Origin of the sequence: Streptomyces sp. NPDC056835, from assembly GCF_042789485.1 — a bacterium.
GTDB lineage: Bacteria > Actinomycetota > Actinomycetes > Streptomycetales > Streptomycetaceae > Streptomyces.
This window is the reverse complement of sequence record NZ_JBHUBB010000047.1, coordinates 15341-30407: the sequence shown is the minus strand read 5'-3', so window position 1 is coordinate 30407 and position 15067 is coordinate 15341. Positions and strand designations below refer to the sequence as shown.

The 15067-nt window shown below is 69.8% G+C and carries 15 protein-coding genes; 3 read left to right on the top strand and 12 right to left on the bottom strand.

Annotated features, from left to right (window positions below; translation table 11 throughout):
- Positions 1-45 precede the first annotated feature (45 nt).
- From ACFRMN_RS35360 to ACFRMN_RS35350, 3 genes are read right to left on the bottom strand one after another with little or no spacing between them, the layout of a single operon-like run.
- Positions 46-1191, bottom strand: a complete 1146-nt coding sequence (locus ACFRMN_RS35360) for an NAD(P)-dependent alcohol dehydrogenase (RefSeq protein ID WP_383027807.1) — start codon at positions 1189-1191, stop codon at positions 46-48.
- A complete protein-coding gene (locus tag ACFRMN_RS35355; RefSeq protein WP_383027804.1) occupies positions 1188-2639 on the bottom strand; it encodes an aldehyde dehydrogenase family protein in 1452 nt (483 codons plus the stop codon). The genes ACFRMN_RS35360 and ACFRMN_RS35355 overlap by 4 nt, the downstream gene beginning before the upstream one ends.
- A gap of 8 nt (positions 2640-2647) precedes the next feature.
- Entirely contained in the window at positions 2648-3403 is a 756-nt protein-coding gene (locus ACFRMN_RS35350; protein WP_383027801.1) for a (5-formylfuran-3-yl)methyl phosphate synthase, read from the bottom strand.
- A gap of 306 nt (positions 3404-3709) precedes the next feature.
- Here ACFRMN_RS35350 and ACFRMN_RS35345 point away from each other — a divergent pair, with 306 nt between their 5' ends.
- Positions 3710-4648, top strand: coding sequence for a MerR family transcriptional regulator (locus ACFRMN_RS35345; protein WP_383027799.1), 939 nt, complete (start codon positions 3710-3712; stop codon positions 4646-4648).
- Positions 4649-4671: 23 nt separating this feature from the next.
- Here the strand turns inward: ACFRMN_RS35345 and ACFRMN_RS35340 are convergent, their stop codons facing one another.
- Together ACFRMN_RS35340 and ACFRMN_RS35335 are read right to left on the bottom strand one after the other, a co-directional pair.
- Positions 4672-5958, bottom strand: a complete 1287-nt coding sequence (locus tag ACFRMN_RS35340; RefSeq protein WP_383027796.1) for an MFS transporter — start codon at positions 5956-5958, stop codon at positions 4672-4674.
- Positions 5959-6293: 335 nt separating this feature from the next.
- A complete protein-coding gene (locus ACFRMN_RS35335) occupies positions 6294-6890 on the bottom strand; it encodes a winged helix-turn-helix domain-containing protein (RefSeq protein ID WP_383027793.1) in 597 nt (198 codons plus the stop codon).
- A gap of 112 nt (positions 6891-7002) precedes the next feature.
- Here ACFRMN_RS35335 and def point away from each other — a divergent pair, with 112 nt between their 5' ends.
- Together def and ACFRMN_RS35325 are read left to right on the top strand one after the other, a co-directional pair.
- On the top strand, positions 7003-7680 hold the full coding sequence (def, locus tag ACFRMN_RS35330) for a peptide deformylase (protein WP_383027790.1): 678 nt from the start codon (positions 7003-7005) through the stop codon (positions 7678-7680).
- A gap of 71 nt (positions 7681-7751) precedes the next feature.
- Positions 7752-8555 carry an SDR family oxidoreductase gene (locus ACFRMN_RS35325; RefSeq protein WP_383027787.1) on the top strand — a complete coding sequence of 268 codons (804 nt, stop codon included), beginning with the start codon at positions 7752-7754 and terminating at the stop codon, positions 8553-8555.
- A gap of 67 nt (positions 8556-8622) precedes the next feature.
- Here the strand turns inward: ACFRMN_RS35325 and ACFRMN_RS35320 are convergent, their stop codons facing one another.
- From ACFRMN_RS35320 to ACFRMN_RS35290, 7 genes are all read right to left on the bottom strand, one after another.
- Positions 8623-9336, bottom strand: a complete 714-nt coding sequence (locus ACFRMN_RS35320; RefSeq protein WP_383027785.1) for a TetR/AcrR family transcriptional regulator — start codon at positions 9334-9336, stop codon at positions 8623-8625.
- A gap of 160 nt (positions 9337-9496) precedes the next feature.
- Entirely contained in the window at positions 9497-10741 is a 1245-nt protein-coding gene (locus ACFRMN_RS35315) for a hypothetical protein (protein WP_383027782.1), read from the bottom strand.
- Positions 10738-10983 carry a hypothetical protein gene (locus ACFRMN_RS35310; protein ID WP_383027779.1) on the bottom strand — a complete coding sequence of 82 codons (246 nt, stop codon included), beginning with the start codon at positions 10981-10983 and terminating at the stop codon, positions 10738-10740. Before ACFRMN_RS35310 ends, ACFRMN_RS35315 begins: the two co-directional genes overlap by 4 nt.
- On the bottom strand, positions 10980-11633 hold the full coding sequence (locus ACFRMN_RS35305) for a VOC family protein (protein WP_383027776.1): 654 nt from the start codon (positions 11631-11633) through the stop codon (positions 10980-10982). Before ACFRMN_RS35305 ends, ACFRMN_RS35310 begins: the two co-directional genes overlap by 4 nt.
- Positions 11634-11678: 45 nt before the next feature.
- Positions 11679-12434 (bottom strand): Asp/Glu racemase, encoded by a 756-nt coding sequence (locus ACFRMN_RS35300; protein ID WP_383027774.1) that lies wholly within the window; start codon positions 12432-12434, stop codon positions 11679-11681.
- A gap of 120 nt (positions 12435-12554) precedes the next feature.
- Positions 12555-13316: a TetR/AcrR family transcriptional regulator gene (locus ACFRMN_RS35295; protein WP_383027771.1), complete on the bottom strand. Its 762-nt coding sequence runs from the start codon at positions 13314-13316 to the stop codon at positions 12555-12557.
- A gap of 128 nt (positions 13317-13444) precedes the next feature.
- Positions 13445-14914 carry a benzaldehyde dehydrogenase gene (locus ACFRMN_RS35290; RefSeq protein ID WP_383027768.1) on the bottom strand — a complete coding sequence of 490 codons (1470 nt, stop codon included), beginning with the start codon at positions 14912-14914 and terminating at the stop codon, positions 13445-13447.
- Positions 14915-15067: the final 153 nt, after the last annotated feature.

Here is a 15067-nt window from a genome sequence, read left to right as displayed (position 1 = left end):
CAACGCTGCTGTACCCGCGGCGTTGCCGTGCCCGCGGCGCTGCCGTCAGGCGGACCGGTGCGTGGCCTTGAACGCCTCGCTCATCGGCTCCTCTCCCCCCGGAATCAGGACCGGTTTGACCACGCGGCCCGCGTCGCAGTCGCGCTCGGCCTCGTTGATGTCGGCGAGCGGGTACGTACGGATCAGCTGGTCGAAGGGGAACAACCCGGCCTGCCACAGTCCGGTCAGCCGTGGAATCAACAGTCCCGGCACCGCGTCCCCCTCGCAGATGTGGAAGATCCCCCGGCCCCGGTCCAGTGTCCCCGGTTCGAGCGGCAGCGCGGTGTGGAGCCGTGCCACCAGGCCGAGGTGCCCGGTCGGGCGCAGGGCCCGGAGCGCGTCGTTGATCAGCTGGGCGGAGCCCGTGGTGTCCAGCGCGTACCGCGCGCCACCGTCGGTCAGTCGCCGGATACGGTCGGGCAGATCGGCGGACGCGGCGTGCAGCGGGATCGCGCGGAACCGCTCGGCGAGAGCCAGCCGTCCGGGGTGCCGGTCTACGGCCACGACCACCGCCCCGGCGGCGGTGGCCGCCATCACCGCGGCCAGGCCCACCGCTCCCGCGCCGAAGACCGCGAGGGTGTCGCCGGGGTTGACGCCGAAGGAGTTCAAGACCGCTCCGGCGCCGGTCAGGAAGCCGCAGCCGAGCGGTCCGAGCAGTTCGACGGGCAGTGAGGAGTCGACCCGGACGGCGTTGCGGGCCGGGACCATCGCGTACTCGGCGAACGAGGACTGGCCGAACCACCGGGGCGCCAGCTCGCCCCCGGCCGCGTCGGTGAACCGCGCGGCGTTCTCCTCGCGCCCTCCGAAGAGGTTGAGCGAGGCGAAGGAATCACAGTAGGCGGGGGCCGCGCCCAGACAGTTCCGGCAGTGACCGCAGGAGTCGAAGCTCAGCACGACATGGTCACCGGCGCTCAGGCCGGTGTCCGGGCCGCCCGTCTCCACGACGACCCCGGCACCCTCGTGGCCGAGCACCGCAGGCAGCGGTGAGCGGCCCGCCGAACGCCGGACCGCGAGATCGGTCCGGCACATCCCGCAGCCCGCGATCCTCACCAGGACCTCGCCGTCGGCCGGTCCCGCGTCCAGGATCACCTCCTCGACGGCGAATCGGCTCTCGTACGAGCGCAGTACCGCCGCGCCGAACCTCCTGGTCACGCCTCCTCCGGACGGTGTACGAGCGCTTCTTCCGGACGGTGCACGAGCGCTACCTCCGGACGGTGCACGACGAACGGCCTGAGGTTTCCGTAGAACCCCCACGGCCCGCCCGCGACGCCGACACCGCTCTCCTTGATGCCGGCGAAGGGCTGGGCGAGGGACAGTTCGGCGTGGTGGTTGATCCACGCCGTCCCGCACTCCAGCCGGTCCGCCACCGCCTCGGCCCGGTCGAGGTCGGTCCCCCATACCGAGCCGCCCAGCCCGAAGCCCGTGTTGTTGGCCGCCTCGATGGCTTCGTCGAGGCTCCCGTACGGCAACACCGGCAGGACCGGGCCGAATTGTTCCTCCATCACCACCGGGCTTTCGGGCGGGACATCGGCCAGGATCGTCGGGGCGAAGAAGTAGCCCCGCCGGTCCAGCCGGTGGCCACCGGCCACGGCTCGGGCGCCGGCAGCCATGGCCTGAGCCGTGTAGCGCTCGATCCGGGCCAGTTGGGGGGCGTTGTTCACCGGCCCCAGCCGCGAGCCCGGGTCGAGCCCGGCTCCGACGACGACGGTCTTCGCGCGCTGCGCGAGGGCGTCGACCACCCGCGAGTAGAGCCGGGCCGGGGCGTAGACGCGCTTGACCGCCATGCAGACCTGCCCGCAGTTACGGAACGCCGCCCAGAACAGCCGGTCCGCGATCCGCTCCACATCCACGTCCTCCAGCAGGATCGCGGCGTCGTTACCGCCCAGCTCCAGGGTGACCCGGGCGAGCGAGGCCGCCGCGCCCTCCGCGACGGCCCGTCCGGTGGGAATCGAACCGGTGAAGGTCACGTGGCGTATCCCCGGATGGGACGCGAGGCGAGCACCGAGGGGTTCGCGACCGGTGACGATCGTCAGTACGTCCGGGGGGAGGGCGGTGGAGATGACAGACCCCAGCAGCCGTGTGGCGAGGGGTGTGAACGGGGAGGGCTTGAGCACCATCGTGTTGCCGGCGGCGAGCGCGGGCGCGAACTTCGCCGACGCGAGCTGGAGGGGAAAGTTCCACGGGACGATCGCGGCGACCGGCCCGAGCGATCGCCAGCGGATCTCGCCGCGTACCGGTCGGCCGTCCGTGATCGGCCGGGACCCCGGGTCCAGCTCGGCGAAGTAGCGCAGGCGGGCCGCCGTGCGGGCGATCTCCGCGTACGACTCCGCCAGGGGTTTGCCCTGTTCACGAGTGAGCAGCGGAGCGAGGTCGGCCCCGGCCGCCTCCACGGCGTCGGCAGCCGCGAGTAGCGCGGTGGTGCGGGCTACGGGGTCGGCCCGCCAGCCGCGCCAGGCCTCGTGGGCCCGGTCGACGATGGCGTCCAGCTCGTCCGGCCGCTGATCAGGAGCCTCGTCGAAGGCCTCGCCCGTTGCCGGATCGAGGACGGCGAAGCGCCCACCGTCCGTCTCGGGCGCGCGACGGGGCTGACGTGTCGGCATGCCGGCGGTCAGCTCGCGGCGGCGACGGCAGCCGCGTATTCCCGGGCATGCCGGTCCATCTCCGCCCGGAAGGCGGCCACCAACTGCGGCTGAATCCTTCCGGTGTTGCGGTCACCCCCCTCGCAGACCGCCCCGCGCACCCCCACGATGTCCGTGCCGATGCGCGTCAGTTCGCCGAGGTCTCCCACCTTGACGCTGCCCGCGAGGGCGGCGAGCAGACCGGCCTCGTGGGCCAGCCGGACGAACTCCGCGCAGACGCCGGGCGGAACGTGGTCGAACAGCCGTGTCCCGTCCTTGATCGCCGTGTCGAGCATGGCCGCGTCGGAGCCGGAGCGGTGGGCGATGTCGGGCAGTGCGAGCGGGTTGACGCAGCCGATCCGGTGGGCATCGGCGTAGCCCGAGGCGACGACGAACGCGTCCGGCCGATACTCTTTCACCGCCCGAACGACCCCTCGCATGACATCGATGGCCTGTTCGGGCGTCGTGCATCCGTAGAGGCCGACCTTGATGTACGTGGCTCCGGAGACAGCCGCACCGAGCGCCGCCTGAGCCACCGTACCGGGCTTGTACGGTACGTCTCCCACCGTGGCGGACACCGGCTTGTCCGCCGGGACCGCTTCGCGGATCTCCCTGATGACCCACGGGAAGTTCGCGCCGAGCGAGCCCTCGTCGGGCTTCTTGACATCGACGATGTCAAGGTGCTCCGCCGCCTTCGCGCAGTCGAGGGCTTCCTCGACGCTGTCCGGGGAGATGAGAAGCAACAACGTGGATTCCTTCCACCGCGTGTCCACCTGCCGAGGGGCAGATGCGCGGAGTCACCTGGATCACTTGCGGTCCGCTCATCATTGCCGCGGCCCGTGGCCGTCGGTAGAGCGTGCGGAGTCCGAACGGGGCGTTGCCACGGCGCGTTCACCCCCCAGCGCGCCGTCCACGCCGGTTCGAACCAGCCACGCTCCGGCGTGCCCGTTGCCACACGGACGGACATCCTCGCCATTGATGGAACACATCCGCGGTCCGCGCTCCGTACCACGCTTGAGTCTCCGGTAGGGGGAGACAGCACAGTGGAGGACATGAACGGCGACGCGCTCTACGCGATTGGTGACCTTGCCCGGCGAACCGGGTTGACGGTGAAGGCCATCCGGTTCTACTCGGACGCGGGAATCGTGCCGCCGACTGACCGAAGCCCGGCCGGCTACCGGCTCTACGACATCGACGCCGTCACACGTCTCGATCTCGTGCGCACCCTGCGCGACCTCGGGCTGGACCTCTCCACCATCAGGAGGGTTCTCGACCGGGAACTCTCCGTACCCGAGGTGGCGGCGGCGCACGCCGATGCCCTGGACGTGCAGATTCGTACGCTCCGGCTGCGGCGATCCGTACTGCGAGCGGTAGCCAGGCGTGGCTCCACAACAGAGGAGTTGGATCTCATGCACAGTCTCGCCAAGCTCTCCGAAGACGAACGACAGCACCTGGTGAACGACTTCATCGACGACGCCTTCGGCGGCCTCGACGCCAACCCCGAGTTCGTGGCCATGATGCGTTCGGCCATGCCCCAACTCCCCGACGACGCCGCTCCCGAGCAGGTCGAGGCGTGGGTCGAACTCGCCGAACTCTGCCAGGACGCGGACTTCCGGGCCGCTGTCCGAAGGATGGCCGAACACCAGGCGGCGGAGCGGGCTCAGGGCGACACGACCGGCCTGCATCACGATCTGACCACAGCGGTGCGTGAGCAGGTCGGCGAAGCTCTCGCGGCGGGAATCCAGCCGGCATCCGACCGGGCGGCGCCCGTCCTCGATTCCCTCACCGCTCTCTATGCCGAGACTTTCGGACGCGCCGACGACGCCGACTTGCGGCGTTGGCTCGTCACCCGGTTGGAGGCCGGCGCGGACCCCCGGGCGGAGCACTACTGGCGGCTTCTGTCGATCATCAACGGTTGGTCCGTACCGCCTACTCTCGCGCCGGTCTTCAGTTGGTTCATCACCGCTCTGCGCACTCGGCTCAGCCAATAGGGAACTGCCCAGCCGGACAGGACCTAACCGGCTGCTGTCGACGCGTCGGCGGCCTTGGGTACGGTCGGCCCGTGGGCGGCGGGCGGCTTGCGGTAGGCGCGGAGGGAGGCGTTGGTCGCTGCCACGGCGGCGATCGCCAACGTGGCGGACAGGCCGCCGGCGACCAGCGCGAAGGGGGCGGAGGTGGCCGACGCCAGCAGGCCGCCGCGGAAGTTGCCGAGTTCGGGACCCGCGACGCCGATGACGTGTTCCACGGAGGAGACCCGTCCCCGGTACGCGTCCGGGGCCTCCAACTGGACCAGAGCGCTGCGGGTGACGACCGACACGGTATCGGCCGCGCCGGCCACGGCCAGACAGCCGAGAGCCGGCCACAGCGGCCCGGCCAAGCCGAAACCGGCCAGCGCGAGGCCCCAGACGCCGGCCGCGATCAGCTGGACCAGGCCGCTGCGGCGCCAGCGCGTCACCGTGCCGGAGAGAAGGCCGGCGGTGATCCCTCCGACCGCGACGGCCGAGAGAAACAGGCCGAGGGTCTGTGGGTTGCCGTCGAAGCGGATCTCGTTGACCAGCGGGAAGAGCGCGACCGGCATGGCGAGCAGCGTCGCGGACAGGTCGGTGGCCATCGAGCCCCACAGCGTCGGGCGGCGCAGGACGACCCGCCAGCCGCCGCGCTCCGGCCGACGCCTGGCGCCGGCCGCGTCGGCGCCCTCGGGTCTCATGGCCGGGAGGCGGATCACCGAGAGCGTCGAGATCGCCGTGGCCACGGCCTGGGCGGCGTAGGCGGCGGGGAGGTCCCAGCGGGCGATGATCAGCCCGGCCAGCGCGGGCCCGGCCAGCATCGCCGCCTGGAACGAGACGTTGGTCAGTGCGAGACCGGCCGCGACCTGGTCGGCCGGCAGCAGCCGGACCGGGAAGGTGCGCCGGGCGGGGGCGCCGAGGGCGCCGCAGGCGGTCCCCATGGCGACCAGGGCGAGCAGCAGCAGCACGTTCCGGTTGCCCGCCAGAGCCTGGGCAGACAGCCCCGCGGCGGCCAGCAGTTGGCCCGCGGTGGTGGCCCGTACCACCGCACGGCGGTCAACGGTGTCCGCCAACCTGCCGCCGATCAGCCCGAACAGCACCATCGGCAGGCCGGTGGCGAGCCCGATGAAGCCGGTGCCCACCGGGCTGCCGGTCAGGTCCCAGACCTGGGCCAGCACCGCCACGACAGCTATCTGCCCGCCGAGTTGGGAGGCAGCGGAGCCGACCCACAGGTCGCGGAACGGTCGGCTGCCACGCAGCGGGCGGGTGTCGAGGAACCGGACACGCCCCCTCATCGCGCCGGCTCGACAAGGTGCTCCTGCGGCGACTGCCAGGGGTCGGGCAGTACTGGTGGGTCAGAAAATGTCACAGCGCTAATATAACAGCACTGCGATAATTAACCCGCCAGGCGCTGGATCCGACAGCGATGGATCCGGCAGGCCATGGACGGGTGACTCAGCGAAGAGCCCAAGCAGCCATGTGGCGCTCTCCGCGGCGCCCACGGCGCCCGTGGCGTCCGCGACGGCGCGGAAGATCCGGGGCCAGCCCCAGACCCGCGTCAGGACACTGCCGAGGAAGACACCGGCCCGGAGGGGAACGCGACGGGCGCCCGTCGAGGAACCACGACCTCTCAGTCCTGGTCCGCGTCACCTGTCGCGCGGGGAAGCTCTGCCGCGTGGGGAAGCAGGGGGAAGAGCCGGGTGATGAGGGCCACCGGTCGAGCGTTGTCGGGCCGGGCCAGGGGACGTTGTTCGCGGTCCTGGTAGGGCGCGAGCGCCCGCCGGATCGTGTCCGCGACCCGGCTCATCTCTTCGGGCGTCAGATAGGCGACGGCGCTGAAGGCCTCGTCGTGGCGCCATTCGGACGGCGCCTCGTCGCGCTGGGTCAGCCATCGTTGCCAGCTCTCGTCCTCCAGCCCCCGGGCCAGGTCGCCGAACCGCTCCTCCGTGGGCCCGGCGGCAGCCGGGGAGTGCCGCGCCAGACGCCAGGGGCGTGCGCGGCCCCCGCTACGGGGGGCTTCTTCGATGAATCCATGGCGTGCGAGCTGCCGCAGATGGAATGAGCAGAGACCGGAGCTGTACCCCAGCCGGGAGGCGGCTTCGGTCGCCGTGACGGTGCCGACTTCGGCGAGCAGGTCCATAAGGGCCCTGCGGACGTCGTGCTCGCGCAGCTCCTCGCCGGTGTCGCGTGTCCGGTCGGGCGGGGTGTTGAGGTCATCTTCAGTCACTTTGCAAAGTCTGCTACTTTGCAAAGAGCTTGGCAAGCGGTCTTGCTTGCGGGCGTCAGGCCGCGGTGTCGTCCGTGGCCTCTGTGGCGTACGCGGAAATGGGGAGACAGCTATGTCTGTTCGTCACGAGCGGTCCCGTCCCGTCGACCGGCGGGTCCGTGTGCAAGGGCGCCCCGTCGACTCCTATCCGGCTCTGCCGCCGGAGACGGAACGGGGTTCGGTGCGCCGGGTCACGGTCGTGGGCGAGGAGATCCTGAGCCGTTCGTGCCAGGAGGTGACCGTTTTCGGCTCTCCGGAGCTGTCGGCGCTGATCGACGACATGTTCCTGACGATGTACGTGGCCGACGGCGCCGGCCTGGCCGCCAACCAGGTCGGTGTCGACCTGCGGCTGTTCGTCTACGACTGCCCGGACGACCAGGGGATCCGGCATGTCGGACACATCATCAACCCGGTTCTGGACCTGCCCGATCCGGGTAGCCGCAGGCTCGTTGACGACTTCGAGGGCTGCCTGTCCGTGCCCGGCGCCGGCATGGCGGTTCCCCGCACCGATCGGGCCGTGGCCCGCGGGTTCGACAAAGAGGGCAGCCCTCTCGTCATCGAGGGTGCGGGTTACTTCGCCCGTTGTCTGCAACACGAGAGCGATCACCTCGTCGGCCATACGTATCTCGACCGGCTCTCCACACGGGACCGCAAGGATGCGCTGCGGCAGATGGCGGAGCGCCGTGACGACGCCTTCGCCCAGCGCGCACTCAAGGCGGCCGGCCTGGGGCGCCACCGGCTGAACGGATGACGGCAACGACCAGCCCGTCACGGCATGCGCCCCACTTGACCGTCGACATTCACGTCGATATTTTTACAGACATGACGAACAATGATGCTCTCAGCGCGAGCGGCGCCGCCTCGAACGCGCCGCGGATCCATGTCGTCACCGGTTCCGCCTCCGGCATCGGTCTGGCGACGAAGCAGCTCCTGGAGGCCCAGGGGCACCGCGTCATCGGGGTGGACCTCCGCGACGCCGACGTGATCGCCGACCTCTCGACGCCCGAGGGCCGTACCGCCCTGGTCGAGCAGGTGACCCAGCTCAGCGAAAGCAGGATCGACGCGATCCTGGCCGTGGCGGGCGTCGACATCGCGGGACCGGCCACCGTCGCGATCAACTACTACGGTGCGATCGCCACCATGGACGGCCTGCGTCCACTGCTCCGCGATTCGCCCGCTCCACGCGTCGTCGCCGTCTCCTCGATCACATCGGTCCACCCGTTCGACCAGCAGCTCCTGGACATCATGCTGGACGGGAAGGAAGAGGACGCCCTGACCCGTGCCGCTGTCGCGGGGCAGGTGTACGGGACGACCAAGCGGGCCCTGTCGCGATGGATCCGCCGGCACGCCGTCGACGCGGAATGGGCCGGCGCGGGCATTCCGCTCAACGCGGTCGCCCCCGGCCTGGTCCGCACCGAACTGCTCAAGCGGCTCTTCGAGGACCAGGAGACCAGGCGCCGCATCGAGGCGGGCAGCCCGATGCCGCTGGGCGGCCCCTACGAGCCCGTGGCGGCCGCGGAACTGCTGGCCTGGCTCACGAGCGAGAAGAACGGCCATATGACGGGGCAGACCATCTTCCTGGACGGGGGCGCCGATGTGGTGCTGCGCGGGGATTCCACGTGGTAACCACGCGCTGTCGAAGAAATGATGACGCCGCGCCGCCTCCGGCAGGGGTCACGCCCGCGAAGGCGTGTCACCCCTCACCAGGCAGCAGCCGTTCAAGGGCATCGAGACTCGACCGCGCCATCATGAGGGCCGAGCGGACCGAGTCGTCCGGCCCGCGAGCACCTTCCACAACAAGCATGTCGATGGCGGATTGAGTGATCTGCCTGGCGATCGCGTCCACGTCGTAGTCCGGACCGGTGTGATACCACCACGCCACCCAGTTGCACATGCCCAGCACACTGAAGGCGGCCACGCGAGGGTCCAGCGGCTTGAACTCCCCAGCGGCGATGCCGTCTTCGATCACCCCGGACAGCTCCGCAAGCACTTGGCGTCGCGCCTCGCGGTGACGGACCTGCCAGGGTTCCGGGAGCATCGACTCGGACTGGTCCAGCACCCGGAACTGACTGGGAGAGGCCGCCCGCTGACGTACGAGCAGGTCCGTGAGCTCACGCAGCTTTCCCTCGTGGGAGAGGTCGGTACGAGCGCGCAGGCTGACAACCTCTTCGGCGAGCGCGAAGCCGATCCGCTCCACGAGCATCTCCAGCAACTGTTCCTTGCTGGAGACGTAGTGGTAGAGCGCGGTCCGGGAGACTCCCACCGCCTCGGCGATGTCCTGGAGGGTGGTTGTCTCGTATCCCTTTTCCGCGAACAGCTGGGTCGCCTTCTCCAGGACATCACGCGTGACGAGTGAGCGCCGCGCGGTACTCCGGCGCCCGCTTTCGGGTGTCTTTGCTTTGGCCATGCCTGAGATCGTAGGCGAGCAGGCCGGAGCCTTGCGATCGCACGCACCGCGGCGACATCTTGCCGCTGCCGCGGCGGGCGCCGAGCCCGCCCTCCGGGCGGACGGCGCTACTTTGAAGACAGGACCTGGCTCGTATCGATCCGCGTTCGGCGGACATTCGTCAGACAGCGAGTGGGAACCGCTCGGCCAGCCACGCGCCGATCGACTCGGCCGCGAGACCGCTGCCGGCCGGCTCACCGGGTGCGATCGGTCCGCCGAAGTGCAGCCCCCGTACGCCGCGATGGGTCAAGTCCGCCGCGCCGAGGCTCCTCAGCATGGCCGCGGAGTCCCGCGGGAAGGACGCCTGGTCCCCGGTGAGTTCGACCAGCAGCGTGGGTGCGGTGACGCCGGGTGCGCACCGGAGGAAGTCCGCGTTGGTCGATACGGCGGACCAGGTGGACAGCCAGGCTTCCGGTGTGGACAGTCGCCCGAATCCCACGAGGCCGTAGTTGATGAGATCGGGCCGGCTGCCGAAGAGTGACCCGTAGGGGCGTTCGTTGGCGTCCAGAGCCTGGTCGACACCGCGCAGATCCGCGTCGGTGCGGTAGACCGTGATGATCCTCGGGACCAGCGCCCGTCGCCGGTCCGCGGCGTCGCCGCTCCGCTTGAACTGCTCACGTGCGGCTGCCGCTTCGGCGGCCAGCTCCCGGGCGCGGGCGTCGATGCGCTCGATACGGGCGCGCTGGGCCGCCCGGTAGCGCTCGACGAACTCAGGCGGGTAGGTGGAGCTTTGAGGGGCGGGGGCGAAGCCGTTGGCCGCGCTGTACGGGTCGAGACCGGGGTCGACGGACATGGGGTCGGTCTCGTCCGTGACCGACGGATCGATCAGGCGCAGCAACAGCGCGCCCTGGCCCAGATGGGGCGCCATGAAGACGGCGGCGTCCGGGACCGGCAGATCTGTGCCGGCCAGATCAACGGGACGACCGGCAGGTGTACGGGAAATCCTTTGCTCGGGGGGCAGTCCGGCCTGCTCATGGTAGAGCGCGGCGAGTGTGCCGCCGCCGGAGTGTCCGAGCGTGACCACGTGATCGAAGCCGCCGTGGTTCCGAAGGAACACCTGGCCCGCGGCCATATCGAGAACGGCCTGCTCATGAAGCAGGTTGAGGTCGTTGTTGACCGAGCGCGTCCCCTGCGTCCAGACCGCCGCTCCCCTGGCGAGCAGTTCGGGCACCAGAACGTGGTGGGTGAAGTCCTGGCGGGGATGCATCAGACAGACGACCGTGCGGGCGCCGGGGGTGCTGCGCAGCACTCCCGTCACCGTCGCACCGTCCGCGGTGGTCAGTTCGTGCGGCGAGGAGACCGTCGAGCCGGGGATCGCGCGAGCGGTGATGTACCGGCCGGCTCCCAGTCGGGCGGAAGAGCTCATCGTGCCTCCACGCGCAGTGCGTTCTTGTCCTGCTGGGTGATCCGGGAGTCCACGAGCCCGGCCACCGCGCTGTACCAGACGGCGTGCCGGCACCCCGTGGCCCGGCGGTCCACGACGATGGTCCTGGGTGAGGTGATCCGGAAGTACGGTCCGATCCTGTCCACCCGCACGGCGGGGTCCTGCGCGGCGACCTCGGGAATCGTGGTGTTCTCCGGGACGTCCAGGACGAAGAAGGTGCTCATCCTCGGGTCAGCTTCTCCCCGGCGTCGACGCGGGTTTCCTCCCACCGCGCGGCTCGCTGGACAATGAGCTCCGCCTTACGAGTGAGCAGCTTGTCCATGCTGGGCTCCGGCCCCGAGGCCACGTCGACCAGGGCGTCGACGGTGAGGATGGCGTCGAGGTCTTCCTGCCGCGTGACCGGCCGCAGTGCGCGGGTGATCTCCACCATGTAGCCGTTCGGGTCGTGGGTGTAGATCGACTCGATCGTTTCGTGCATGACCTGCATCTCGACCGGCCACTGGGACGCGTCGAGACGCCGGCGGTATTCGAGCAGGTCCTGCTCGTTGTCCACGTGGATGGCCAAGTGGCGGGAGTTGATGAAGAATTGGGGCACGTCGTCGGCGAACTTCGCGTACACGTCGCCCGCGTCACCGGCTCCGGCGGGGGGCTCGAATCCGAAGTAGTAGAAGAAGGCGATGCGGTCGTCGTTGCCGATGTCGAAGAAGAAGTGGATGAAGTCCGGGTGTCGCTCCGGGCCCCAGCCCGCGGCGCAGATCGAGTGAACGACCGGGAACTTCAGCACGTCGCGGTAGAAGTGCACGGTGCCTACGGGGTCGAAGGTGGGGAAGGCGGCGTGGTCGACGCCCTTGACCCGGTGCTCGGGCTGGTTCATGTCAGACCTCCTCGTACTCGTAGCTGATCGATGGGTGGGAGAGAGTCATCCGGCGATCAGGGAATCCGCCTGGAGCAGGCTCCCGGCACCGGGGATGTCGACGGTCAAGCCGAGCTTTCGGAGCAGGGTGTACGCGCCTGCCGTTGCCGCCGAGAGGACCGGAACGCCGAACTCGTCCTCCGCGGCCTGGACGAGGTCGAGTGAGGGCATCTGCACGCAGGCGGAGATGACAAGGGCGTCGACCCCGGCCAGGTCCAGATCCCGTGCGGCGCTCATCACTCGCTCACCGGGGATACGGCCGACCTGTTCGTTGTCCTCGACTTCGAGGGCCCGCCAGTCGGTGACGTCGAACCCCTCTGCCTCCAGGTAGGCGACGACTTTCCGTGCCAGCGGGAGCGTGTACGGGGTGACCAGAGCGATCCTGCACGCCTTCAGGGCGCGCAGGCCTTCCGAAAGCGCGCCGGCGCTGGACAGCACCGCGGCGTTCGCCCCGCCGGTGGAAAGTTGCTCGCTGATCGCCGACTCGACGCGCTGATGCTCTCCCGGTCCGCCGACCATCAGTGCCACCAGGCAGGCGTAGAGGACGGCGTCGACGCCCGCGTCACCCAGTTCCAGGACGCACCGTTCGCGCTGCGCGTTCATCGCTCGCAGCTGCTCGGGCGAGACCGTGTGCAGGCGCATGCGGCTGGCGTGGAACGAGAAGTTCGCCTCGGGGTGCCGACCGAGCAGCCGTGGCATCTCGGTCTCGACCGTCACGTTCGAGCTGGGTACGACGAGTCCGATCCGAATCGGTGCAGGCATGGGACACTCCCTCTGATTGACTCTCATGACTATTTTTCGACGTGAACGTCAGCATGTCAAGAGCGGCCGGCGCGAACCGCGGCGAGGCGGCAGGACAGGACAGAGGAAGGAGGGGAGAGATCAGCCCTCGGAGGGGAGCAGCCGCTCCAGCGCGTCCAGGCTCGACCGCGCCGCGGCCAGGGCGGAGCGCACGGAATCCGCCCGCCCCCGCGGCGCGTCGACGGCGGCGACCATGTCGACGGCGGACTGACTGATCTGGCGGGCCACGGAATCGATGTCGTAGTCCGGGCCGGGGTGGTACCACCAGGCCACCCAGTTGCACATGCCCAGGACACTGAAGGCCGCGACCCGGGGATCGAGGGGCCTGAACTCCCCTCCGTCAATGCCCTCTTCGATCACGCCGGTCAGCGCGGCCAGCACATCCCGTCGCGCCTGGCGGTGACGGGAGCGCAGCGGATCCGGCAGCACCGACTCGGTCTGCTCGTGGACTCTGAACTGGTGCGGGGACTCCGCCCGCTGCCGCACGAGCGTGTCGGTCAGCTCGCGCAGCTTCCCCTCGGAGGTCAGGTCCGTACGGGCCCGCAACGCGGCCAGCGTCTCGGCCAGCCCGAGGCTCATCTGCTCGACCAGCATCGCGAGCAGCTCTTCTTTGCTGGTCACGTAGTGATACAAGGCCGTACGAGAGACACCGACAGCGGCGGCGACATCCTGGAGAGTGGTCGTTTCGTACCCCTTCTCGGCGAAGAGGAGTGTCGCCTTCTCCAGCAGGTCACGGGTGACCAGCGTGCGCCGGGCGGTACTGCGGCGCGCGGCCTCCGCCCCCTTGGCCGGGGACTCCTTCACGGCCGCCGCAGGACGCTTCTCCCGTGGGTTACCTGCCATGCGGTGATCCTAGTCGAAAAAAGTCGATATGCCGATAATTTCACTCCAGCGACGAATCGGCGACCCTCGGCGGTCCGGCCGGACCGCCGACATGGCGAGCAGGGGACATCCCGGACGGGACGCTGGACTCAGAACGGGTACTCGGGGATCTCGGCGCGGCTGGTGACCCACTGCCACTCCGAGAACTGGTCGGCGTTGGTGTGCGTGCTGTGGTTGGAGCCGTTGCCGGACACGCCGGTGCCACCGATCGGCCCGTACACCTCGTGAAGCACGGTCTGGTCATTGATGTGGACGACTCCGGAGTGGAGCTCGTCCGCGATCCTCCGGGCACGGGCCTGGTCCGCCGAGACGACCGCCGCCACCAGTCCGTAATCGGTCCGGTTGGCCAGGGCGATGGCCTCGTCATCGGTGCTGAATGTGGTGATGGCCGCGACAGGGCCGAAGATCTCCTCGTCGAAGGCCGGCATGCCCGGCACGACATCGGTCAGTACGGTCGGTTCGAAGAAGAGCCCCTCGCGGGAGCCGCCCACAAGAACTCGCGCGCCCCGGGAAAGGGTGTCGCCGACGATCTGTTCGACGCGCGCCGCCTGACGCTCGCTGACGATCGGCCCCACCGTCACGCCCTCGGTCATCGGGTCACCGATCACCAGCGCCTTGGCCTTCCTGACCAGGGCCTCGGTGTAGGCGTCCGCGATCCGTTCGTGTACGAGGTGGCGTCCGGCGGTGAGGCAGATCTGTCCCTGGTGGAAGAAGGAGCCCCAGGCACCGGCGCTGGTCGCCGCTTCGATATCGGCGTCCTCCAGCACGACGTATGGATTGTTGCCCCCGAGTTCCAGGGACACCCGCTTGAGCAGGCCACCCGCCACGGAGCCGATCTCCCGTCCCGCGCGGGTCGAACCCGTGAAGCTCACCATGTCGACCCCCGGGTCCTTGACCAGGGCCTGCCCGGTCTCGATCGCGCCCGGCAGGACATGCAGCAGCCCCGAGGGGAGTCCGGCCTCCTCCAGGAGCCGCGCGAAGACGACGCCGCCGGAGACCGGCGACTGGATGTCGGGCTTGAGGAGAACCGCGTTGCCCATCACCAGCGCGGGGCCCACGGCCCGGGCAGCCAGCAGAAGGGGAGAGTTCCACGGCGTGATGATGCCGACGACCCCGACCGGAATCCGGCGGGCGACACTGTGCCGTCCCGGTTCCGCACTGGCCGCCAGGATGCCCCCCGGCTGACTGCCGAGCGCGGCGGCTTCAAGGATCTCGCGGGCGGTCATGCGCGCCTCCCACTCCCCCTTGAAGCGGATGGCGCCGGTCTCCCGCATGAGCTGCTCAGCGATCTCGTCGGCGTGCTCCACAAGGAGCTCCGAGAACGTCCGCAGGATGTCCCCACGCCGAGGAGCGGGCACCTGGGCCCAGGCGACCTGCGCCTCCCTCGCCACGGCCGCGGCAGCCGCGACATCGTCCGCCGAGGCAAGCCCGGTGTGGCCAAGGACGGCGCCCGTGGCCTTCTCGGTCACCGGCTCGGTCCCGAGCCCCGGCTCCTTCCAGCCGTTGCTGTAGATCTTGCCGTTCCACACGCCGGACGGCGCGAAGAGTGTGGTGGCCATGAACGTCTCCTCGCTGGTCAGATGCCCCGGGAACGCGACGATCCCATCGCTCCATCGCTGCCCGCCGAGACGGCTCGCCTCCCACAATGAGCCCGGCACACCATCCTGTCAACTTTCACGTCGAACTATCGACGAACGAGTCGAATGAGCCCA

What these genes read in the sequence shown, in the direction of transcription:
- ACFRMN_RS35355 (WP_383027804.1), bottom strand. Translation starts at nt 2,639, where the DNA reads ATGCCGACACGTCAGCCCCGTCGCGCGCCCGAGACGGACGGTGGGCGC.
- ACFRMN_RS35345 (WP_383027799.1), top strand. Translation starts at nt 3,710, where the DNA reads ATGAACGGCGACGCGCTCTACGCGATTGGTGACCTTGCCCGGCGAACC.
- ACFRMN_RS35340 (WP_383027796.1), bottom strand. Translation starts at nt 5,958, where the DNA reads ATGAGGGGGCGTGTCCGGTTCCTCGACACCCGCCCGCTGCGTGGCAGC.
- def (WP_383027790.1), top strand. Translation starts at nt 7,003, where the DNA reads ATGTCTGTTCGTCACGAGCGGTCCCGTCCCGTCGACCGGCGGGTCCGT.
- ACFRMN_RS35325 (WP_383027787.1), top strand. Translation starts at nt 7,752, where the DNA reads ATGACGAACAATGATGCTCTCAGCGCGAGCGGCGCCGCCTCGAACGCG.
- ACFRMN_RS35320 (WP_383027785.1), bottom strand. Translation starts at nt 9,336, where the DNA reads ATGGCCAAAGCAAAGACACCCGAAAGCGGGCGCCGGAGTACCGCGCGG.
- ACFRMN_RS35315 (WP_383027782.1), bottom strand. Translation starts at nt 10,741, where the DNA reads ATGAGCTCTTCCGCCCGACTGGGAGCCGGCCGGTACATCACCGCTCGC.
- ACFRMN_RS35310 (WP_383027779.1), bottom strand. Translation starts at nt 10,983, where the DNA reads ATGAGCACCTTCTTCGTCCTGGACGTCCCGGAGAACACCACGATTCCC.
- ACFRMN_RS35305 (WP_383027776.1), bottom strand. Translation starts at nt 11,633, where the DNA reads ATGAACCAGCCCGAGCACCGGGTCAAGGGCGTCGACCACGCCGCCTTC.
- ACFRMN_RS35300 (WP_383027774.1), bottom strand. Translation starts at nt 12,434, where the DNA reads ATGCCTGCACCGATTCGGATCGGACTCGTCGTACCCAGCTCGAACGTG.
- ACFRMN_RS35295 (WP_383027771.1), bottom strand. Translation starts at nt 13,316, where the DNA reads ATGGCAGGTAACCCACGGGAGAAGCGTCCTGCGGCGGCCGTGAAGGAG.
- ACFRMN_RS35290 (WP_383027768.1), bottom strand. Translation starts at nt 14,914, where the DNA reads ATGGCCACCACACTCTTCGCGCCGTCCGGCGTGTGGAACGGCAAGATC.